Source organism: Bacillus sp. 103mf (assembly GCF_900116295.1).
GTDB lineage: Bacteria > Bacillota > Bacilli > Bacillales > Bacillaceae_G > Bacillus_A > Bacillus_A bruguierae.
Genome location: NZ_FPAF01000026.1, coordinates 1 through 22816, shown reverse-complemented (window position 1 = coordinate 22816; position 22816 = coordinate 1). Strand labels below are relative to the sequence as shown.

Annotated in this window: 17 protein-coding genes, 1 rRNA gene and 5 pseudogenes; 12 read left to right on the top strand and 11 right to left on the bottom strand. The window is 33.4% G+C overall.

Going from position 1 to position 22816, the window contains the following annotated elements:
- Both BM350_RS24945 and BM350_RS24940 read right to left on the bottom strand, forming a co-directional pair.
- A 16S ribosomal RNA gene (locus BM350_RS24945) occupies positions 1 to 228 on the bottom strand; the annotation flags it as partial.
- Between the two features lie 507 nt (positions 229 to 735).
- Positions 736 to 1572, bottom strand: a complete 837-nt coding sequence (locus BM350_RS24940; protein WP_090919645.1) for an alpha/beta fold hydrolase — start codon at positions 1570 to 1572, stop codon at positions 736 to 738.
- A 112-nt stretch (positions 1573 to 1684) separates the two neighbouring features.
- Between BM350_RS24940 and BM350_RS24935 the strand changes: the two genes are divergently transcribed.
- The 6 genes and pseudogenes from BM350_RS24935 to BM350_RS27775 form a co-directional block, all read left to right on the top strand.
- Positions 1685 to 2623, top strand: a complete 939-nt coding sequence (locus BM350_RS24935; protein WP_090919648.1) for a helix-turn-helix transcriptional regulator — start codon at positions 1685 to 1687, stop codon at positions 2621 to 2623.
- 94 nt (positions 2624 to 2717) lie between these two features.
- Complete coding sequence (locus BM350_RS24930; RefSeq protein ID WP_090919651.1) at positions 2718 to 3434, top strand: response regulator transcription factor; 717 nt, start codon at positions 2718 to 2720, stop codon at positions 3432 to 3434.
- Positions 3421 to 4437: a sensor histidine kinase gene (locus BM350_RS24925; protein ID WP_090919654.1), complete on the top strand. Its 1017-nt coding sequence runs from the start codon at positions 3421 to 3423 to the stop codon at positions 4435 to 4437. The genes BM350_RS24930 and BM350_RS24925 overlap by 14 nt, the downstream gene beginning before the upstream one ends.
- 78 nt (positions 4438 to 4515) lie before the next feature.
- Complete coding sequence (locus BM350_RS24920) at positions 4516 to 5436, top strand: ABC transporter ATP-binding protein (RefSeq protein ID WP_090919656.1); 921 nt, start codon at positions 4516 to 4518, stop codon at positions 5434 to 5436.
- On the top strand, positions 5429 to 6166 hold the full coding sequence (locus BM350_RS24915; protein ID WP_090919659.1) for an ABC transporter permease: 738 nt from the start codon (positions 5429 to 5431) through the stop codon (positions 6164 to 6166). The genes BM350_RS24920 and BM350_RS24915 overlap by 8 nt, the downstream gene beginning before the upstream one ends.
- A 28-nt stretch (positions 6167 to 6194) precedes the next feature.
- Positions 6195 to 6305 (top strand): annotated as a pseudogene (locus BM350_RS27775) (IS6 family transposase); the annotation flags it as partial.
- A 74-nt stretch (positions 6306 to 6379) separates the two neighbouring features.
- Here the strand turns inward: BM350_RS27775 and BM350_RS24905 are convergent.
- Positions 6380 to 8602: a binary toxin-like calcium binding domain-containing protein gene (locus tag BM350_RS24905; RefSeq protein ID WP_090919661.1), complete on the bottom strand. Its 2223-nt coding sequence runs from the start codon at positions 8600 to 8602 to the stop codon at positions 6380 to 6382.
- 826 nt (positions 8603 to 9428) lie between these two features.
- Here BM350_RS24905 and BM350_RS24900 point away from each other — a divergent pair.
- The gene (locus BM350_RS24900; RefSeq protein ID WP_090919664.1) at positions 9429 to 10031 is read left to right on the top strand and encodes a DUF2238 domain-containing protein; all 603 of its coding nucleotides are present in this window, start codon (positions 9429 to 9431) and stop codon (positions 10029 to 10031) included.
- A 442-nt stretch (positions 10032 to 10473) separates the two neighbouring features.
- On the opposite strand, the pseudogene BM350_RS28115 reads toward BM350_RS24900, so the two are convergent.
- Positions 10474 to 10660, bottom strand: a pseudogene (locus BM350_RS28115) (hypothetical protein).
- A gap of 298 nt (positions 10661 to 10958) precedes the next feature.
- On the opposite strand from BM350_RS28115, the gene BM350_RS24890 reads away from it, so the two are divergent.
- On the top strand, positions 10959 to 11168 hold the full coding sequence (locus BM350_RS24890; RefSeq protein ID WP_090919667.1) for a hypothetical protein: 210 nt from the start codon (positions 10959 to 10961) through the stop codon (positions 11166 to 11168).
- Between the two features lie 201 nt (positions 11169 to 11369).
- Here BM350_RS24890 and BM350_RS24885 read toward each other — a convergent pair whose 3' ends face one another.
- The 5 genes and pseudogenes from BM350_RS24885 to BM350_RS24865 form a co-directional block, all read right to left on the bottom strand.
- Positions 11370 to 11690, bottom strand: a complete 321-nt coding sequence (locus BM350_RS24885; RefSeq protein ID WP_090919670.1) for a hypothetical protein — start codon at positions 11688 to 11690, stop codon at positions 11370 to 11372.
- Positions 11691 to 12001: 311 nt separating this feature from the next.
- Positions 12002 to 12144, bottom strand: a pseudogene (locus BM350_RS24880) (DDE-type integrase/transposase/recombinase); the annotation flags it as partial.
- 94 nt (positions 12145 to 12238) lie between these two features.
- Entirely contained in the window at positions 12239 to 13285 is a 1047-nt protein-coding gene (locus BM350_RS24875; protein ID WP_090919673.1) for a zinc-dependent alcohol dehydrogenase, read from the bottom strand.
- Positions 13263 to 14210, bottom strand: coding sequence for an inositol monophosphatase family protein (locus BM350_RS24870; protein ID WP_090919676.1), 948 nt, complete (start codon positions 14208 to 14210; stop codon positions 13263 to 13265). The genes BM350_RS24875 and BM350_RS24870 overlap by 23 nt, the downstream gene beginning before the upstream one ends.
- The gene (locus BM350_RS24865; RefSeq protein WP_090919679.1) at positions 14207 to 15481 is read right to left on the bottom strand and encodes an aspartate aminotransferase family protein; all 1275 of its coding nucleotides are present in this window, start codon (positions 15479 to 15481) and stop codon (positions 14207 to 14209) included. The genes BM350_RS24870 and BM350_RS24865 overlap by 4 nt, the downstream gene beginning before the upstream one ends.
- Positions 15482 to 15818: 337 nt before the next feature.
- Between BM350_RS24865 and BM350_RS24860 the strand changes: the two genes are divergently transcribed.
- Positions 15819 to 17027, top strand: coding sequence for an MFS transporter (locus BM350_RS24860; protein WP_090919681.1), 1209 nt, complete (start codon positions 15819 to 15821; stop codon positions 17025 to 17027).
- A 639-nt stretch (positions 17028 to 17666) separates the two neighbouring features.
- On the opposite strand, the pseudogene BM350_RS27770 reads toward BM350_RS24860, so the two are convergent.
- Positions 17667 to 17971 (bottom strand): annotated as a pseudogene (locus tag BM350_RS27770) (recombinase family protein); the annotation flags it as partial.
- A 184-nt stretch (positions 17972 to 18155) separates the two neighbouring features.
- Here BM350_RS27770 and BM350_RS24855 point away from each other — a divergent pair.
- Positions 18156 to 18686: an RNA polymerase sigma factor gene (locus BM350_RS24855; protein ID WP_090919683.1), complete on the top strand. Its 531-nt coding sequence runs from the start codon at positions 18156 to 18158 to the stop codon at positions 18684 to 18686.
- Positions 18679 to 19506, top strand: a complete 828-nt coding sequence (locus tag BM350_RS24850) for an anti-sigma factor (protein WP_090919686.1) — start codon at positions 18679 to 18681, stop codon at positions 19504 to 19506. The genes BM350_RS24855 and BM350_RS24850 overlap by 8 nt, the downstream gene beginning before the upstream one ends.
- Before the next feature lie 17 nt (positions 19507 to 19523).
- Here BM350_RS24850 and BM350_RS24845 read toward each other — a convergent pair.
- Positions 19524 to 21297: pseudogene (locus BM350_RS24845) on the bottom strand (penicillin-binding transpeptidase domain-containing protein); the annotation flags it as partial.
- A 168-nt stretch (positions 21298 to 21465) separates the two neighbouring features.
- Here BM350_RS24845 and bla point away from each other — a divergent pair.
- Positions 21466 to 22404 (top strand): class A beta-lactamase, encoded by a 939-nt coding sequence (gene bla / locus BM350_RS24840; protein WP_090919692.1) that lies wholly within the window; start codon positions 21466 to 21468, stop codon positions 22402 to 22404.
- Positions 22405 to 22816 lie beyond the last annotated feature (412 nt).

Sequence of the window (22816 nt, the reverse complement as noted above, 5' to 3'; positions counted from 1 at the left end):
TGACAGCCGAAGCCGCCTTTCAATTTTGCACCATGCGGTGCAAAATGTTATCCGGTATTAGCCCCGGTTTCCCGGAGTTATCCCAGTCTTATAGGCAGGTTACCTACGTGTTACTCACCCGTCCGCCGCTAACTTCTTAAGAGCAAGCTCTTAATCGGTTCGCTCGACTTGCATGTATTAGGCACGCCGCCAGCGTTCATCCTGAGCCAGGATCAAACTCTCCAATAAAGTTTGTCTAGCATCATAAATAAAAATTGACGTTTCACGTTGTTTGTTTCGTTCAGTTTTCAAAGAACTTATCTGTCGCTCAATTGCGACTTCCTTATGTTAACATCTCAGTCATTCAATGTCAACTAAGTTTTTCATTTCGTTTATCGCAGTTACTTTGTTTCACCGGCGACTCGTATAATATTACTCCTCTATATAATAATAGTCAATAACTTTTTTAAACTTTAATTATTATCCTCCATTACTTCATTATTTTGTATAACTGCGACTTATATGCTAAAAAATCAAAATGGATTTAAATAGACCGGATAGAACAATTATTTAGTATGTTTTATATGAAGTTCCAGGTGTATGAACCTATTATCTCTTACTATTCAACTTATGAAGTAAATCTATAGAGACCCCATATAAAACGGACGTTAACTCAATATTTTAATGAAATAGAGAAAAGCTTTTTTACCCTAATAACATTCCTCTATTGCTAAACTACTGTGCAATTATGTTAACTTATAAAAACCCCTTAATTTCACGAACCAATTCCCCTGCATGATCAAACATCATAGCATGAGACGATTCAGGAATTATAACTGTTTTACTTTCACTTAACTTATATTCAACACTTTTTATGAATGCTAATTTCTTATTAAGATCACCTTCTTTTTCTGCCGGAAGAAACAACACTCTACATTGGACATGATCATACCACTCTTCTATCCTGCGATCATACAGATCCTCCGCAATCTGTCTCATGTTCTCTCTCTTGGATACAAACATCACTTTTCCATTTTGAAGTTTTCGTGGTTTATAATCCTCCATTACTAGAGCTCTCTCCTTATTCCACGGCACCCAATTCTTTTTCATATACTGGATCAGCGCTTCCCTTGAATCAAACTCCTGCTCCGGATTAGAAAAGCATTTATTTAAATACTCTTCTTTAGATTCAGTATGCAAGCCCCCAGGTCCTGAGTGATTAACTAAAGCACCTTCAGAATTAACTAATGAAATAACTCTATCTGCATACATCGATGCAAACATTGTCCCAACATAACATCCAAGTGAGCTCCCTACTATATGAGTTTTATAAATACCGAGAACATCCAGCACCTCTCGAACATCTTCCACCAAAGTTTCAAGCTGATATCCTTTTTGAGGATGATCCGAATCTCCATGTCCCCTTATATCGATCGCAATTACTCGATATTCTTCTGTTAACTTTGGAATAATACTCCGCCAAATGGCTGCACTTCCTCCCATATAATGTAGGAACAAAATTGGCTCACCGTTCTGGCTGTACTCATACGCTTTAATTTTTACTCCTTTTGCATTTACCATATATTCTTTCATTCCTTATTCCCCCTTTTGTTCTCCCTAGTTCATAAAGAGAACTTCGTGACTTCGCATTTATTTTATCGTATATTGGTGACAAACCACGTCACTAATACTAGGAGATATTTTTATGTCTAGAACAGGGAGATTATTAGAGCTATTAATTACACTAAATACAAAACATCGCTTTACTGCTCAAGAGCTAGCAAACGAGTTTTCAGTATCCAAAAGAACGATACTTAGAGATTTACAACTATTAAGCGAAATGGGAGTTCCTCTTTTTTCTTCTACCGGACCAAATGGTGGATACACCCTTATAAGAGAACAAAAACTTCCTACTATATCATTAACACCAGAAGAAGCTACAGGATTACTTCTGTCCTATCAACTTTTAGAGGATGGGCCTTTTCAACAAGAAAATATATCAACTCTTACTAAAATCCGTTCCAAAATGTCTATAGAGATGCTTCAAAAAATCGAGACATTACAAGATAGACTAGCTATAGATTCTCCGAAAAGAAGCTTTAAAAACCATTACCTCAAAGAGCTTTTCCAAGCATCATTAGACAAAAAACACCTTCAAATAGAATATGAATCTCGTTCGGGGTATTCAATCCGAACAATCTTTCCCTATGGAATTATTCTAGCTAACGGCTTATGGTACTCTCCTGCATTTTGTTATAAACGAAAAAGAAATGTACCATTTCGAGTCGATCGGATTCTTTCACTCAAAATACAACAAGATTTCTCAGAGCCACTTCCAGTAGATATGACCATACAACAATGGTTAAATCAAACAGAAGCAGCATCAAAAGAACTTACTTTACGAGCAACACTAACTAAAAAAGGCTGTAAAATGCTAGATCCTCACCCTATTGGAGAATGGATTCAGATTACCTCTAATGGCACGGGAATAATTGAAGAGAAATTTAGAGAGTCAGATATCCCTTTTATCGGAGGGCTTTTCCTTAGTCTTGGAGCGGAAATATTAATAAAGGAGCCTGCTGAATTAATACAGTTTGTACGGGAAAAAGCGTTGGAAGTAGTTAACCAATATTCAAAAACATAAAATACCGAACTCACATCTCCTTATTTTAACAATTAATGGTATATAATTAGTTTTGTTTACACAACCAAATTACACTTTAAAAGCAGGTGAAACGATGGAAACCGTTCGCATACTTATAGCAGATGATGAAAAAGAAATAAGAGATTTGTTAAAAAAGTATCTTGAGAGAGAATTCTATACAGTAGATATAGCAATCGACGGCGAAGAAGCTCTTCATTTATTTAGGCAAAACAAATATAACCTAGTCATATTAGATTTGATGATGCCGAAAATAGATGGGATCGAAGTATGCAAAAGGCTTAGGGAGCAAACGAACATTCCTATATTAATGCTTACTGCTAAAGATCATGAAGTAGATAAAATTTTAGGATTAAGTATAGGCGCAGATGATTACATTACAAAGCCCTTTAGTATTCATGAGGTAGTTGCACGAGTGAAAGCTCTTATGAGGCGTTTTTTAGTATTAGGAAGCGACGCTAATTCTCATGAACAAGCACTCCTTCAATTTAAAGGGCTGACAATTGATTTTAAAAAATACACAGTTACCGTAGGTGCAGAAGAAATATCTTTAACCGCAAAAGAACTAGAACTACTAAAGTTTTTCGCTTCCAGTCCCGAACAAGTATTTACGAAAACACAACTCTTTCGTAATGTTTGGGACAGTAACTATATAGAAGATGATAATACAGTTATGGTACATATTAGAAAACTTAGAAAGAAGATCGAGACGGATCCTTCAAATCCTAAATTTATTCAAACTGTGTGGGGAATCGGTTATAAATTTGTAGGTGAAAAAGATGAAAACCGATAAAGTTCTCTATCTTATTTCACTTCAGCTTATCATCATTATGATACTTCTGCTCACTGAAATGAGTCATACATGTAAACTCATTTTATTTACTGCATTATTTCTTATAACGATAAGACTTTTCTTTATAAGAATCCATTTTATAAAGAGCCGAAAATCTATCATTGTTAGCTTGCGACGAGCAATTCACGGAAATTTACATACAAGGTTATACACGACCAACGATAACTCGTTGGATGATGTGATTTTTTCTATAAATGAATTAATTACAGAACTAGAAAAGGTACAAGTTGAAGCTAGAAAGTCTCTAGAGACCAGAAAACAACTCTTATCTAGTATTTCACATGATATTCGAACACCTCTTACTTCCATTATTGGATATGTTGATGCTTTAAAAGATGGGATTGCTGCTTCAGAAGATGAAAAACGAGAATATCTTGAAATACTCTCAAAGAAATCAAACAGCTTAAAACAATTAGTTGATCAAATATTTAATATGGCCAAGCTAGATGCAGATGAATTCCCCCTAAAGAAAGAGATTCTCGATTTTGCTGAGATTACTAGAGAGTCTCTCATTGAGTTTTTACCTGAGCTCTCAAAACATAACATAGAATTACAAGTTCATATTCCAGAAACACCTTGCCCTATTACAGCAGATCACCTTAGTCTTGTACGAATTATAGGTAACCTTGTAAAAAATGCGATATATTACGGGAAAGCTGGAAAGATAGTGGGAATAGAACTACTAGAAACCACTTCCGAGTACCAACTATTCATTTGGGACAAAGGACCTGGAATTTCAAATAACGATTTAGAAAACGTATTTGAAAGAATGTATAGAAGTGACCAATCAAGGAATGCTTCGTATGGCGGAAGTGGCCTAGGACTCGCTATTGCAAAAGCTCTCGTAGAAAAAAATGGCGGAGACATATGGGTGGAAAGTATTCCATGGAAAAAAACTACCTTTGGCTTTTCCATTCCTAAACAAACTACTTTTAAGAAATAGTTAAGAAATGATTAAGCAGCAGTTAAATCCTCCTTTTTATTATGTAAGTAAGAGGTTATAGAAAGCAGGTGTTCCAAAATGAGTGCAATTATAAAAACAACAAATCTTACTAAAATTTATGGCAAACAAAAATCAGTAGATCATCTAAATATAAATGTAAATCAAGGAGAGATTTACGGTTTTATTGGACGAAACGGTGCAGGTAAAACAACGACAATTCGAATGCTGCTAGGTCTCATAAAACCTACAAGCGGAAAAATCGAAATATTCGGGGAGGATTTTTTCCAAAACCAAAAAGAAATTTTAAGAAGAATTGGTTCTATCGTTGAAGTTCCAGGGTTTTATGAAAACCTTACTGCAAGAGAGAACCTATTAATTAACGCAAAGATAATCGGAGTGCATAAAAAGAATGCCATTGAAGAGGCATTAGAAATTGTAGGCCTGCAGCACGAAACAAAAAAACTGGTGGGTAAATATTCTTTGGGAATGAAACAACGGTTAGGAATCGCAAGAGCCCTTCTCCATTATCCGGAACTATTAATACTTGATGAACCGACAAATGGCTTAGATCCAATTGGCATTAAAGAAATGCGAAAACTCATTAAATCTTTAGCACAAGAAAGAAACATAACGATATTAATTTCCAGCCACATTTTAGCTGAGGTCGAACAGTTAGTAGATCACATGGGGATTATTCATGAAGGGAAGTTATTAGAAGAAATTTCTCTTGATGCACTTCGAAAAACAAATCGTAAATACTTAGAATTCCAAGTAAATGACGATAATAAAGCTGCAATGCTTTTAGAAAAACAATTTCGTATTTTGGATTACGAAGTACATGATGAAGGAAATATTCGCGTTTATTCTCATTTCGGACAACAAGGACAGGTTAATAAAATGTTTGTTCAAAACGATATTGAAGTGTTAAAAATTATGATGAGTGAAGACAGATTAGAAGATTATTTCACCAAATTGGTTGGAGGTGGGACAATTGGTTAATCTACTATATACGGAACTATTAAAATTGAAACGCTCTAATATGTTCTTGATTAGTATGATTGGGGCAGCGGTAGCACCGTTTATGATCGTTTTGGCCTTTTATATAGAAATGAAAACAAAACCATCTGCTACACCCGCGAGTTTCGATGCCCTTTTTCTTAATGTAAATATGTATACTATTTTACTTATGGGAGTCCTTCTATACGGAGTCGTTACCGCTTATCTCTTTAATCGTGAATACACAGAAAATACATTAAAAAATTTATTAACCATTCCTGTATCACGTTTTAACTTTATTATGAGCAAATTCGCCCTTCTGTTTATTTGGATTATGATTCTAACTATAGTTGCATGGGGACTAACTTTACTATTAGGGTTATTAGGAGGTTTCCCTGGATTAAGCATCCCTTTATCTTTTCAATTTTTAGTGAAATTTTTACTAGGCGGTGGATTCCTTTTTATCTTATCTTCTCCTATTGTACTGCTAACTCTTGTAATGAAGACTTATGTTCCGCCTATTATATTAACAATTGTTGTAGCAATGGTAAATGTTCTAACTGCAAGTTCGGAACACAAAGATTTGTTTCCTTGGACAGCTGCACTAGATATAGTAAATAACGAATTGCAACCGACATATCCTCCAGAATATTCTTACGTTGCCATTGCCGCTACAGCTATTATCGGGTTTCTCGCAACACTATTCTATTTTAAAAAAGTTGATATTCATTAATCTCATACCTAATCATGATTCAAAGGCGATAAAAGGGATTAAAACCGTTCATACTTTATATAAACAAAACCGAAATCTGAAGACAGATTTCGGTTTTTCGCCGTATAATGAATTACAGAATTTATTAACAATCACATAAAGTGAAGAGCTTTTAACATCTCGGGTAACCTCTATTTGATTTTCCAGCATGATAGAAAACCTCTCCCGAGAACATCATCTTGTAAGTCTCCAATTATAAGTATAACGAGATGCATTTGGCTTAATTTCTGTAGTTTCATATGATAGATAACTCTTATAATTCTTTCGGTGTGTCATTATATAGTTACCATCAGATGTTATAAAAAATCGACTCGTGGTATTAGTAGTAGCGAATGAATCAGGATTAATTTTAAAAATACTTGCATTTTGTTTTTGGTCTAAATGAACATAACCATCTTGAAGTTTTAAATATTGATAATTTGAATAAGCAGTATTTGTAAATTTAATCAATACCTCTTCATCTTTTTTAATCGGTTTCCCAGGTTTAGGCTGTCCGCTTCTTTCAATAACTATACTGCTAGCTGCAGATTTAGAGTCAGCCTTCCCTAGATACTCCCATTTATTACTGGCGTGTATACGCCCCCAATAATCGTAAGGGTTTCTATTGTTACCTGAACCGACACTGACAAAATAAGGAGTTCCTTCTACAATAAATTCACCTGACTCATCTAACAGATAACTATCAAATTCTTTATTATAATTAACAACTGTAGAGACCTTATTTGTAGGTAATTTTTTTAGTGCATCATTGATTTCAAATGTAACTGCTTCTGACGGAGAAAACTCATTTAACTTTATATTTTCTCTAGACTCATATAAGTAGCTATTCTGATGTTTAACTAGTTTTACTTGTTGCACCTGGCCTGATTTCTTATTTTTGAAGGAAGCAGTGATTTCATTACTTGCCCCAAATAAACCAGGTACGATTGATGCACGAAGCTTTTTCGTAATAGGATCATAACTACTATTTGCTAATGTTGGTGGCTGTAAGTTTTCAAAAGCACCGTGAGTAGAGTCGTTATGTAAATAACCGCGATTACTCTGCCCCGTTTTTAAACCTTCCAATACATCAGGTTGATTAGTAGCTGAAACCACTGATACGAGTTTATTACCTTTAGCCTTATCCACAATATGATTCACTTTATTCGTATCTATATTTGCATGTCGAAAAACTTCATTATATGATAAAACAGGATTACCAGGGTTTTTAGGTGTATATATATTAAACTTTGGTTTATTTCCAATGTCTGTTTCTAATTGTTCTGTGGCTGCATTTACTCTAGCTTGAAATATCCCTGAATCTCCAAATTTCTCAACTTTTCCATCTTTTATGGCAGATAACTCCATTGTACTTGTAGGTAAAACTTCAATCGAAAGAAGTTCCCCTTGTTCAACAGCTTTTAATTCATCCAATGATAAAACAATATTCGCATCTGCTTGTCCCTCTAAACTGTCGATTACTACTTCTGTTTTATCCCGTCCACCTTTTTCTGTACTTAAATAATTTGCCTTATAACGATTTTGTTCTGCCTTTACAGTTTGAATAATTTTGTTTCCTAAACGAATATTGAAATGGGGCGAAACATTTTCAGCTGATGCTGTACCCGTATTTTTATATTCTAGATGTACACGTAATTTTGCTGCTTTTGTTGTATCTACAGTAGTTGCTGTAGACCAATCAATATCATTTGAATAACGCTCTGTTTCGGTAGTTGTTTTTGAATATCCATATCCAACATTTGCTGAGACACTTCCAGAAGGAACAGGACCGGTTGCTGAACCCTCTGCGCCACCTGTACCAGTTAAACCTACATTAAATGAATGTTGTGTAGATACACTTTTTTCCCATCCCCTGCTGATAGATCCACCATTAGAATCAGTAATAGTTGCAATAGGAATCACTTCAATTCGTTTAACACCAATTTGTAGATTGGGGATATTGGCAACTATTGGGTTAAAGTCAATATCAGAATCATTGTTATAATTCTCAACTTCATACATATCCGTAAACGGGTCACCATCTGAATTTGCGCTCATAGGATTCGATATAAATTTTAGTTTCCCTTTATCTTTCTCAGAATCCCATGCCCGGGCTTCGTTTTTTCCAGTTTGTTGATTAAACTCAATTTTATATCCATTTTTTTCTAAGTCATTGGGGATACCATCATTATCCCAATCATTATTTTCAACCTGAATATTTTCTGTAACCAGCTTTCCTACTTTATCATCAGGACCATAAACAGGATTTTTTCCTTCTTTTGCATTTGCATCTTCTTTAAAGACTTCAACTTTACTTCCTTTCTCTGGAATACTCGTTTCTGCTAAGGCAGGAGAAGCTAGTGTTAAAGCCATAGTTAAACTTCCTACTACACTAAACGCGGGTTTTAATTTCTTCATCTTCGTTTCCCTCCAAATTTCCTTTATATAATTTGAACATCTATTAGCAATAAAATATTTTTAAGAAAGCACTCTTTAATTAACTTAATTTCATCATATCTATTAAATCTCACATAACACTTACGCAAGTATTACAAAAGCCTTGCAAATCTATAAAAAAATTATATAAGGAAATATAAAGTAGTAATGATAAATCAAGAGCAAATTTTACAAAAGGCAATCATTGAATAAGAAAATATGAGTCATAATTCTTTCTAGCTATTTATTAGTTTGCTTTAGCCTGGTAGGTAACAAAAAAAGCTAGCATTATGCTAACTTTTTATTATTTCACCTATATAAGAAGAAAATGAATAAGCATATACAAATAGAATTTCTTGATAGGGGCACGGAAATGATTTATATATTGCCTCACCACATCAGTAAACAATAGAACTCCCTTATCTTTAATTAGAAATACCCTATTCAAGCTGTTTTTTGTATATTTTAAATCTATCCCAATAGAGTAAAGATTATATGAACACTTTTAAAAGAGCCGCTACTAACAGGATTTCTCCACCTAAAAATGATGAAACTACAATTCCCATCATAACTCCTCTTTGATTACCTGCAGAATATTAAAAATACTAGTGGTTATTTTACTTTTTGGATAATGCACATACCAAAGTACACATTATTTACTTTAGTTATAACAATATCCCAATAAGACAACTAGTCTAGTATTCAATTGATTTTAATGTTAGTATAGACAAAACATTAGCACCTGATTCTATAACTATATACTATAAATAATTCACATATGAAATGTGAGTAAAAAGGAGTATATAATATGTTTTCTCGAATACATATTATATTTTTTATTAGCTTTTGGTTTTGTCTCATTTTATCTGGAATACACCCGAAAGATACATTTACATGGTGGTTGGAAGTTCTTCCGGCTATTATAGTTGTATGTATTCTAGCTATTACGTATCGCCAATTTCAATTTTCACAAAGTGTATATATGTTTGTTTGGCTACATATGATGGTGTTACTAATTGGTGGTCATTATACATATGCGGAGGTACCATTTTTCAATTGGTTTCGTGACACTTTTGATTTAGAAAGAAATTACTACGATCGTGTAGGGCATTTCATGCAAGGATTTGTACCAGCATTAATAACAAGGGAAGTACTTATCAAAGTAGTTGGAATTCAGAAAAAGGGATGGTTAGGATTACTTGTAATTTCAGTTTGCCTAGCATTTAGTGCACTATATGAATTATTGGAATTTATAGTTGCAAAATTAACAGGAACAGGGGCAGAAGCATTTCTCGGAACACAGGGAGATGTGTGGGATACACAGTGGGATATGTTATGCGCATTGATTGGAGCTATGATTGCGTTACTTATCCTTCAGTATACAAACTTCAACCGTAAGAAAGACCTATGATCTTCCAAAATTCTGTTTTTGATATAAAATATTTATCTTTTTTATGAAAGCAAACGACTTTGATAAGATCAAGTCGTTTGCTTTCATATTTATAGGGATACAGACCGATCGCTATCAAAGTAAGACAAAATCATATCCCAAAACGAAAAGATGAGATGGAATCTTATAATTAACTAACTGTAGAGAAGTAAAATTTTCGTTTAGGGGGTACTTCAAGACCTTAGCTTGATAGGCATGCAGCAAGACCCCATTGCATTGTATTATCTTTTCCAAGTTAACATAACTTCACTTATTAATCGTCCAAGTATATAGAAACTAAAAAAAGCCCCTTCATACTAATAATCTAAAAGGACTTTACTCATACAAATAATCTGTACACCAATTCTTTGATATACAGATCATTTGTACAATAATTATTATAAATGATTGCTGAATGATAAACTTACATAAATGCTTTTAAAAGTTCTTGAACTAATGGAAGTACTCCACCTAAAAATTTCAAAACTGCCATTGCGATTGCCATATTATTTCCCCCCTTTTTTGAATGTTAAGATGTAATAAATCTTTATACTCTTATTATAGCTAGCGCTTCTATTTATATCAATAAATTTAATTATGCAATATTTCATATTTTTATATGTGTAATATTTCTATAATAGAACGGGTAAGTTCTACAGCATTTTCTAATGAACTGAACAACTAAAGAACATGAAAGTTTCCCTTAAAAAGGAGGAGAATTATAAAAACTCTCTTCCTTTTTATGTGCTCATAAACTGTATTTATCTGAAGCTCAGGCGCAAATGTGTTGCGTCCTTAAATCATTCATACAAATGCCTAATCACGGCGCTTGTAAAGTATAGGCTTACATAAAATAGACATACTATCATTGTGTATGATAAGTATTTCATTATATAGGAGAGATATTATATGACTACTAATAAACGAAATGATTTAGAAAAGGAATTTGAACTTTCAATACTAAACTTAAACGAAATGGATAAAGAAGTTACAACGAGAGGAAAAGCTAATCAAAATTTGCAAGCTGAAGATACAGTTACACTTTTTTGGGGAGATGAATGGAATATAGAAGAAGCTGAAAAAAAACAGGTGGATTGTAATCGATCAAATGACGTTTAAGAATATGCATTCATTTCATACCTAATCATGACTCAACATCATGGAACACCTGTCAATAAATCATATAGGAACGTTATGAATAAAGAAATAGATGACTTCCTCGATAGAACAAAGCATCTCATTACTATTGAGATGCTTATCCAAAATAAAACATAATGTAACTTTCCTCAAAATCGCAGTATTAGCCTCAACTTAATTGCTTTATTTCGTAACCTTAAATATATATGTGTCAACTGTACCTAAGCACCCTTTCGCTTGAACCACATATGTCCCTGGTTGTGTGAAATGAATTTGTTTTCTATTTAACTTAATATGTTGAGAATTACCATAAACTACATTCACAACTTCACCACTTAATGTATAAGGCTGATTCACTTTCAGCGTACTTTGTAGTATATGACCTTCCACTTGTACACTCGCCTTCTCTACTTTTGTTTGTTCTACTTCAGCAGCACTCACGTTTGTTGTAGTAAAAGCTCCTAATCCAATTGCAGTTCCAAGTATAATCCCTGTTAATTTCATATTTTTGACCCCCTTATTTATTTGTGTAAGAGACCCTTACATCCCAGATTCTACCGTCTGTATATAGACAACGTATATATATATTATTAGACAAAATATTACATTTTTTTAAATAAATGTATTTTTATACTGAAACAATTATTACTTGTAATAAAATCCCAATATAAATAGAGTAATAAATACAAATTAATTGCAATTGTATATTATAATTATAAATTTTTTGAAATTTATAACTTTTGTAGAGAAATACAATTTTTGGTTATGGCGCAAATATATGAAGAAGAACATAGATGATAATAGATTTCGAGCCGAATCGTATTTCCTTCCAAATCAACTGCAAGATATAGGGCCATCCATTGGCCTTTGACTTTCACGTACGTCTCACCGACTTGCCAAGAATCGTTTGTTGTTTTAAGGTGAAGGGCCTTACTCGCTCATCTAATTTAGGACCATAAAATACAAAAATACACCTTACTACCATTAAATAATCATGAAAGACAAATAAAAAAAGAACCTTTTACAAGGTTCCTTTTACTATTTCTTATTCTCTATATAACACCAGGTTCGGAGACTAATATAGTCTTTATAGACTGAATATCTTTTCTTTCATTAGTAATTGGATCAATACCTATTAGATCTCCAATAGCGGTATTATAGTCTTCAAGTAATACTTTATCTGTAATTAAGTTCGATAATTCCGGTAAATCTATTGCACACGATAAAGCTTTTTCCATCATGTGATGTGCTTCTCCTGTACCTATAATTGTAATACCTTTTGATAAGAGTTCAAAAGGTTTGACCGTAAACTCATAAGTGTCATCAAACCCCATTGGTACCAATCTTCCTCCCTTTTCAATCAGTGGATATGCCCATTCGAGTTGATTACCTATCGCATCAAAAATCACATCAAATTTTCTTCCCTGATTAATACGGAGAACCTCTTCTAAAGACAGCTTTTGAGGATGATACACATATTTAGTTATTTTTTTGGCTGCCTCTGTTCTAAAATGACCAATTTCTGTTGCGACTGTAATTCTAGAAAGCTTACGCGCAATTAATTGGACTAACAATCCTATTGGTCCTGATCCTAAGACTAACACTGATTCATCGGGTTTTATGTTTGCCTTTTCTATAACACTAAGAACACAAGCAAGGGGTTCGATTAAAGTTGCCCTTTCCCATTCCAGTGATTCAGGCAATTTATAAATAAATCGATCTTCTCCAACATAATATTCTCCAAATGTTCCATGGGAACCAATTCCTAATTGCCAATCATCAAATTCTTCACAATAACATGTTAATCCTTTTCTGCAATAATAACATTTTCCACAAAATTGAGTAGGATCAATTACTACGCGATCTCCTACCTTTACGTTTTTTACATTTTCCCCCACTTCAACTACTACACCAACTGATTCATGTCCCATAACCATGTTTGGTGCAGCATACATTTTTCCCTTTAATACATTTAAATCAGTTCCACATATTCCAGTCCCATATATCTTGACCTTTACATCATTATTTTTTTGTATTTTAGGCTCTTCTACTTCCTTATATTCTAATTGCTTATTTTCAGTCCATACCAATGCCTTCATATTTTTTTTCGCTCCGTTTCCAATTAATTTGTTCCAATAAATTTTGGTGTAATTCTTTGGTGGAAGCTGCTATACATGATTGTTGATTATGATAGCTAAGATCTGTTAACAATGTTTCATCTAAAGATTTCCCATATGCATCAGTAATAACTACCCCTGCTTTTTGTGCTAAAAATACACTTGCTGCTATATCATATGGGAATAAATGTAACACTTGGCCATTTCCTACTCTTTGAAAGTCATCTAATAATTCTGGAGAGTCTTTAAGTAATCTATTCCCAATATCAACATAGGCGTCCATCTGTCCTGTAATAATTCTTGAAATGGAATATGATGCACTATTAAATATAAATACCCCACCATTGTTTGCAGATTCATCGATTAAATGACCATAGGACTCTATCATTAATTGAGTAGGATGACCGTTAAACTCAAAACTCCAAAACATATTTTTAATTTCTTTGTCTTGGCTTAAATTTGGTAATTGACTGTTATACCCTTCAAATTCTATAGAATTTGAAAAAATATCACCATACATATAATTTCCTGTTTTAAGTTCCATTAAAAAAGCATATTCAATATCTTTAATTTTCGCATTATCTTTGTACTTTGCTAATGCAATAGATATACATGACATTTCTAGACCTGCTGCTGCAGGACGAGTACCATCAATTGGATCTACAATTAGAATGTATTTCGGATTCTCTCCAAAAGTTTTCAAACCACCATCTTCGGTATAAAATACAATAGGCTCTTGTTTTTCTAATATATAATCAAGAACTGCATTTTCTGCCGCTTCATCAATATTAAATTGGGCATCTCCACCTGGAGAATACCCATTTACTATACGATTCTTTAAAGTTCCCTTTTGATTCTTCACTTTATGATATACATATTTCCCCAACTCAATAATGTAGTTTTTCACTTTATCTCCTCCAGTAATCTATCTAATCTATAGCACAGTTCTTCAGCTTCGCTCAGAGTAATAGTAAGAGGTGGACGAATTTTAAATACATTTCCGTAGCCATATCTTGATGTTCGAATAATTATGCCGTGATCCATAGCACGTTTGGCAATATAATTAGTAAGCTCAACATCAGGTTCATTGTTATCTTTCACTATTTCGACTCCAATCATTAACCCGACTCCTCTTACATCTCCAATAAACTTAAATTTTTCTTTCATTCCCTCTAAACGCTTCATAATATAATTACCTACCACAGTCACATTTTCTAAGAAACCAGGTCTTTGTAAAATATCAATTGTAGTACAAGCGGCTGCAGAAGCCATTACGTTTGAACCATACGTAAATGAGTGATGATGACCAGGCATGCCCACATACTTTTCCTCAGTAAGAATTGCCGCTACCTGGAATCCAGTTCCACCTAATCCCTTTGCAACAGTCATCATATTTGGTTGTACATCAAAATAATCAGCAGCAAACATTTTACCTGTTCTACCAAATCCAGTTTGTATCTCATCAAAAATTAATGCAATATCACGCTCTTCACATAATTTTTTTAGTGCCTGAAAATAGCCTTTAGGAGGAACTATATTCCCGCCATTACCAGATATCGGTTCAACTATAATTGCAGCGACAGTCCCCGTGCTGGCATATTCAATAAAATCATTAATTCTTTCAACACATAGCATGCCGCAAGAATCTGATTTTTGATTATAAAAACAACGCAAGCAATAAGGGTCTGGCACTTGTAATCCAAATGAAAATTGAGGAGGAAATGGCTCTCTTCGAAAAGCATTTCCAGAAAGTGCTGACATCATGTAAGTTTGTCCCAAATGACTACGAAATAAAGATATAACATCACGTTTACCAGTATTATATTGTGCCATTTTAATAGCGCCCTCATTTGCTGCTGAACCACTGCTAACTTTTGGGTGTACCCTTGTCAAATTACTGGGAGAAATTTCAACAAGCTTTTTCGCTAAAGTATTTACAGCATCTGTTTGATAAGAAGAAGTAACATGTATAAGATTATCCATTTGATTTTTTACTACATCAATTACCTCTTTATTGCTATAGCCCAAATTTAAGTTAAATGTAGCTGATGCACAGTCAAAATATTTATTCCCATCCTGATCATAAAGGTAGATTCCTTCGCCTCTCTCCATAACAACATCATCTACTTTATAGTAAAGGCTATCAGGATTTGTTGAATTTTTAACTTTACCACTCATCTTTACAACACTCCTATTATTTTAGTAATGTCAAAATAAAAATTATGAGCATACTCATTACGTTAGGGGGCCCTCCTAACGAGCCAATAGTGAAGTATGATTGCATCTCATAAGTGCTACAACTTAAACAAATGTTATTAAATAACAAATTTATAATATCTTGTAAAACACTCTCATCACAAGTTAAAATAACGTAAACATATTGAGAAAATTACAATTAATAAAATAGTTAAAACATTTTGTTATTTTTTAGTATAATTAGAAATTGTTAAACAATTAACCTGTACTAGCTTCACAATCTTATAAAAATATACTTGTTACCAAGGGGGCGATATAATTGAAAAACCGTTTGTTATGGATTAGTTTTTTTTCTTATATGATCATTGCCTTTACTTTAGTTGTAATTGGCGCACTACTACCTGAAATACTAAATCACTATAACCAAAACTATAGCAATGGTGGCGTGCTCATTTTTAGTCAATTCATTGGTTTTTTGCTTGGTGTAATTAGTATGCCTTTTTTAGTTCAGAAACTGGGGAGAAAAAGTGTTGTAGTCATTGGATTGTTTCTAATTAGTCTAGAATTATTTGTATTTTTTTTACCAGATTGGCATTTACTCTTCCCTCTCGTTGCATTAGCAGGATATGGTGCCGGATTAGCTGAATCTTGTATCGGTACTATTATTTTAGTAACATTTCAAGAAAAACAAGCTATGGCAATGGGGAAACTAGAAGTTGCATTTGGATTGGGGGCATTGTTTATGCCTCTTTTCTCCAGCTTTTTAATAAGTAACGGTATCTGGGAATACGCATTTTCTCTTTTAGGTATTGCTTCATTCCTTGTTATGCTGGGGTGGAGACTAGCATCTTTTGGCACAATTGATAAGTATCTTATTAAAAATAAAACGGATGCTTCCCCCGTTAATCAAAAGAGGAATTCTTACACCAAAAAAACAATTCCCATTATTATATTTTCAGCCATCTATTTCTTTTGTTATGGTGGGAGTGAAGTGTCTATTGTTCATTTTTTACCTTCAATATTTAGAGAAGAATGGGGTATCTCAAATTCACTAGCCACTGTAACTGTAACAACTTATTGGCTAGCTATGGTAATTGGCCGTGCATTAACAGGGAGCATTTCAGAGAAATTCACCTATAATTCATTCTTACTGTTTATAAACGTTGGGGGGTTATTAGTTCTTATAGCCTTCGGCTTAAATAACAATATTTGGATTGGTTTCTTTCTTTGCTTCTTGCTAGGTTTAAGTATGGCAGCAATGTTTGCCATTGCTTTAATTATTACCAATCAATATTTTCCTGGCCAGACAGAAAAAACAACTAGTATATTATTAGCCATGAACGGGCTTGGTGGATCCTTAATTCCTATTATGATTGGACATAGCATGGATACTTATCCTGTTCATATTTCTTTTTGGCTTTTTGCTAGTATCATGTTTATCATGTTAACCTTAATAATTGGTATACAACTACTAGGAGCGAATCAATTATCTTTTATTAAAGAATCAGACCAGAACCATAAGGGTTAAAAATATAGAACTTGTTTATTAATCTTGAGTTTTATAATATCCAAACATGATTCTAATGCAAAGAAAATGAATACTTGTGCAAGTAAACTTTTAAAAGCTATACGTTTTAAAAACATCACAAGACAACAAAGCTTTCTTAAAGAAACGCTTTGCAGCCTTGTGATTTCTTATTTTGCTTACATACTAATCACAGAGTACTAGTATCAGTATGCTTAAGTTTAAAAGATTACTTGCAGATATTTTTACATTTTTGCAAGGCAACTCGTTTTTATAATAAAAATGAAAAAACGTCTCTTTTTCAGTCCACTTGACATACATCAACAATAAAGTAAAACTAACCGGGCTCTTACGGGCAAGTTATCCCCCACCTATCTTCTTCGCTTTCTCTGACTCTTGAGTTGGTCCTAAAGTAGTGGGATAAATAGTGCCATATCCTTTCCAAAAGTGCTTCTTCACGCTTTCTCCATTTCCTATAGATATAACGATCCATACTCATGTAGGAAATAGAATTTCTAAATACAAGGAGAAGGGTTGTACTCATAATTTGTACCGGATAGGTAAAAATCATATCCGCCAATATATAGTTAGCATGTATAAAAATAGCCATGACTAGCGCTGGTTCTAATTCAGTTTCCTTTCCTATTTCTTTATTATTTTATAAAAAATATTTTTCTCCAGTTCTAACCATTCTATAAATTGAACTCCAGTTATTTCTTTGTTTTTCTACTTAAAATACGTTCCTTCTATCTATATAGTTTTAAAGATTAAATTGAAAATGCTCTAAATGTTTACCTTGAGATTTAGCTACTGCAATCCCCTCAGCCTGTCTATGATAAATTTTCTTACGTTCTTGATCTGCAAATTAATCGTCCCATGCCACCCATCTCACGTAATTTCCGACTATCAAACAGCTTTTCATTTTCTAGCGTCATAATGTCTGATTGCCAAATTTCGTTTACTTTACTTACTTCCCTACGATGAAAGCTTCCTTATACTTATAACTACCAGGAACTTTATAATTAGTTTTAATGGGAACAAATGAAACTATTATCTTGTCTATATATTAGATTAGTTATAAAAAATGAGGGGAAATTTTTATGTTTATTCAAATGAGCTTGAGGTGTCGAGATGAAACATAAGGTTATTGAAAATTGCAATCATGATGAATTTGATTACGTTATAAAAAAACATTGGCAAGATGTATGGAATTATTCATTTATTATTACGAAAGACACGCATTTATCTGATGATATAACGCAAGATGTATTTATAAAGGCATTTGAAAATTGGCATTCATTTCGAAATGAATCATCTGTTAAAACGTGGTTATTAAAAATTACAAGGAACACAGCGCTAAATTATTTGAAGTCTTCCTATTTCAAGAGAATTTCTTTAGTAAGTTTTTTTAGGGACGATAAGAAGTATCTATCAGCAGAGCAAGAATTTTTCAACAAAGAGGACATGGATGGAATTTGGAACGTAATACTAAATTTACCTAAAAAATATCGTGAAATATTGATATTAGATGCAAAATATGAATTATCCTATGGTGAAATAGCAGAAACGCTAGGAGTATCGATTGGAACTGTGAAGTCTAGACTACACCGAGCTCGTACACGAGTTTCAAAAATATTAGGAGAGGATAAACGGTATGAATAATAATAATAAGCCGAATTGGTATAAAGAATTAAAAAATGGACCAATGAGACAGCGTCAAGACGAAGAGGAATTCATTTATAAGATAAAACAATCTACATACCAAAATAGAGAGAGAAATCGGCCTAAGTATAGTCAAACATTCCGTAAAAAGTTAGCCACTGTTGCATTTGTTCTTGTTTGTACAGTTTTGCTGTTTCACTCCCAACAATTTTTCTTCGGAAAAAACGAACCTCCTGTACAAAGTAGCACTCAAATTGAAGTGAAGATGAAAGATGAATCTAATCAAGATCAATCACTAAAACAATTTATGAATCAATTAAATACAATCACGAGTTTCAAAAATAAGAATGATTTATATGAAGCCCTGGAGGAAGAATTTGTTTTTAAAGGGGAACAGTATAACAAAAATGAGTGGAAATTTGATGAAAATATGTTTCATGAGTTACAAGTAGCCCTTACAATGGGAGGAGAATTTGTGAATGATACGAAAACATTATATAAAATACCTAGTGGGATGGTAGAAGGGAATCAAACAAAGCAGGAACGTTATTTATATGCAACGGTAATTGGTGAAGAGACAAAAGTTTTTGATAAACCAAAACCTGATTCGCGAGTTTTAAATCAGGTGTCTAATGAAATGGTAAAAGCTTGGGTTTCGGACAAAGCGAACAATGATGGATATATAAGAATAACTACGATGAATGGTTACACCGGTTATGTGAAGAAAGATCATATTTCAATTGATATTGAGTATTCTTTTATTTTCGAAAAACATAATGATGGTACGTGGAAAATAAAGAGTATAAATTCTTTATGGTAAAAGAGAAAGGTTCGATAAAGTGAACCTTTCTCTTTATTTTTTATTCTCTTTTTGAAGGGTATCCCAATCGTATAAAACCTTAGATGCAACAAGAGCAGCATGATTTTTTCCAGAACCTCCGCCAGGAATAATGACAGAAATAGCGACTTGCGGATTTTTAGCAGGAGCATATGCGATAAAAAGAGCATGATTTATAACTTTTTCCTGTTCGTTTGGCGAACCTGTTATTCCTGTTTTACCTGCAACATCAAAGGCCAAGTTTTTAATCTCTTGTATATTTTGACTCATTCCATCTTGCAAGACATTCCAGAAATTCAAAGGATAACGATTTGAACTTTCTAAAATTGGTTTAAACTTTTTTGTTTCTTTACCATCATTATCAATAATAGCATTTGCGATTTGAGGTTTATATTTATCGCCTTTACTTGCAAGGGTTGCTGCATATTGAGCGAGTTGAATAGGAGTATGCACCTCGTTTCCTCCCCAAGAAGCATTTAACAAAGCAGAAATTCCACTTTCAAACTTACTAGATACATGCAATTGATATTGCCCGTCTTCTTCAAAGGGTAAATCAACCCCAGTTTGAGAGCGAAGGCCGAATTGTTTTAAATAGTTTGTCCAAATGTTTGCTACTTTTTCTAAATTTCCGTTATTTTGGTTAAATAACGGAATCGCCACTTTTGCTGTCATAAATGTATTGGATGAATTAATAATAGCCTGACTTGGTGTAATTTCACCAGTTGGAGTCCCAGCAGCATTGGCAATATTATTCTGATCATTATATTGAAAACTACCCATATCCAAATAAGTATCAGCAGGTTGAAACAGCTTTTCATTTAACCCAATTAAAATAGTAAGAGGCTTTATTGTTGATGCCATATTTACATAGGATTCACCGTACTTTAATTTTTGGATCGTTTTATTTTGTGAGAGTACTTTTATGTTTTCTTTTTCAGGCAATGGGAAATGTGCACTTAGTACGTTTGGATCAAAAGCTGTAGAGTTAGCCATAGTTAATATTTTTCCTGTTCTTACATCTACCACTACAGCATAACCACTCTTAGCATCGGGTATTTTTTTGACTTGATCCCTTAAAGCTTCTTCTGTTTTCTGCTGAAGTTTAAAATCTAGTGCTAGCTGAATATCCTTTCCTTTTTGAGGATTTTGTATGTTCCATAAGAATTTTTTATTTTTAATTTTAAATATGAAAGTTTTTCCTGGTATTCCTTTTAGATCATTTTCATATTGAAGCTCAATTCCATTTTTACCAGCAGGAACATAATTAGAATAAGAGTTGTTTTTTTCAGATTCTACATATCCAATTACTTGTGAAGCGATTTCATGCTGTGGATAAACACGTATCCATTCATTTTTCATAATTACATTTTGAGGTTTGTTTTTGTTTATAAAGGTCAATTCATTATCATTTATGCCTGAGTACAATAGTATTTCATTTTTATTGTACTGCTTACAAGACTTTTGTAATTGTAGCTTTATATCATCCGTAGAGATGTCATGATGAAATATAGATGAAAATTGATTTAAAAAACTTGTTAATTTCATTGTGTCTTGATTAGTTGGACATTCATTATCATAAACGTAATACAAAGATTTCACTTCTTTATTTGTAGCTAGTATTACTCCGTTTTGATCAATAATTTTACCTCTTTTAGGTGAAGAGGTTGTGATAGAAAACGAAATAAAATTCGTTGTAAATAAAATCGTAAAAATGATGCTTAGAATAAAAAAGATTGCCCAGATGGCCCATACTTTTGTTTTTATATGTAACATAAAACCCTCCTCTATGTAGATTCTATTTTATCTTAAAATTAATTATTTTTTTATAAATTATGGAACAAAATTACTACTTAGATTGTCTATTAAATGTAATTTTAAAAACTGGTACTCAAATTGGATACATTGTACCTAATTTGACATCCATTTTATGTATTACAAAAGATGAAGGGACTGATTTTTTTGAAAAGTACAAGGATGCTAAAAATAGGGATGTGTGTTGGCATACTAAGTTTAAGTCTTGCAAGTATAACACTCTTTACAAGTGAACCATTGCAGGTGGAAGCAAAAGAAAAAACAGAGCAAACAAAACATACAAATCATGCGACTCATCGAGAGTTAGTTCAACTCGAGAAAAAGTTTGATGCTCGGATTGGTGTCTATGCTATTGATACCGGTACAAATCGAACAGTTGCTTATCGACCTAATGAACGGTTTGCTTATGCATCAACCTTCAAAGCTCTGGCTGCAGGAGCAGTTCTACAGCAAAACTCAATCGACAAACTAGATGAAGTTATCACCTATACAAAAGACGACTTAGTTACGTATTCACCAATTACGGAGAAACACGTGGATACCGGTATGACTCTTGGAGAAATTGCAGAGGCTGCTATTTGCTACAGCGATAATACAGCGGGGAACCTTTTATTAAAAAAATTAAACGGTCCTAATGGGTTTGAAAAAGCGCTCAGACAAATTGGTGATAGGGTTACCATGGCTGATCGCTTTGAGCCAGATCTGAACGAAGCTACTCCTGGGGACATCCGTGATACAAGTACACCAAAAGCACTTGCTACTAATCTTAAGGCTTTCACAATTGGCAATGCACTCCCAACTGATAAGCGTAAAATCCTCACGGATTGGATGCGTGGAAACACTACTGGAGACCAACTGATCCGTGCTGGCGTACCAAAAGGATGGGAAGTCGGTGATAAGTCCGGGGCTGGAAGCTACGGAACGCGAAATGACATTGCCATCGTTTGGCCACCAAATCGAGAACCAATTATCATTGCAATTCTATCCAGTCGTGATACAAAGGATGCTACCTATAATAACGAGCTTATCGCCCAAGCTGCGAAGATTACAATTAACGCTCTCAAGTGAGTGTGGTAATTGTACTTCAGTTTTCTTATTACCTTTATGAAATACCATTAGAGGGTAAAACTAAAAAACGATTCTTTTTATATTAAAAGAATCGTTTTTTGCATTCTTATCATTACATTTATAATAATAAGAATCATTATGTTAGACGGAGAGCATCCTCTTTTTTTGATATGGTGAGACCTATAAGAAAAAACTCATGAATATTAGCAGTCATTATCTTCCTAAGGCGTTTAAGTAAAATAGGATTAAAACCATTTGTTTATTTAATTTGTACTGTGCTAAATCAAAGACGATATTTCGTTTCAGCAGTACTATTAAACACAAAAAAACCTAAGTCAAAACGACTTAGGTTTTTGCCTGGCAACGTCCTACTCTCACAGGGACAAAGTCCCAACTACCATCGGCGCTAGAG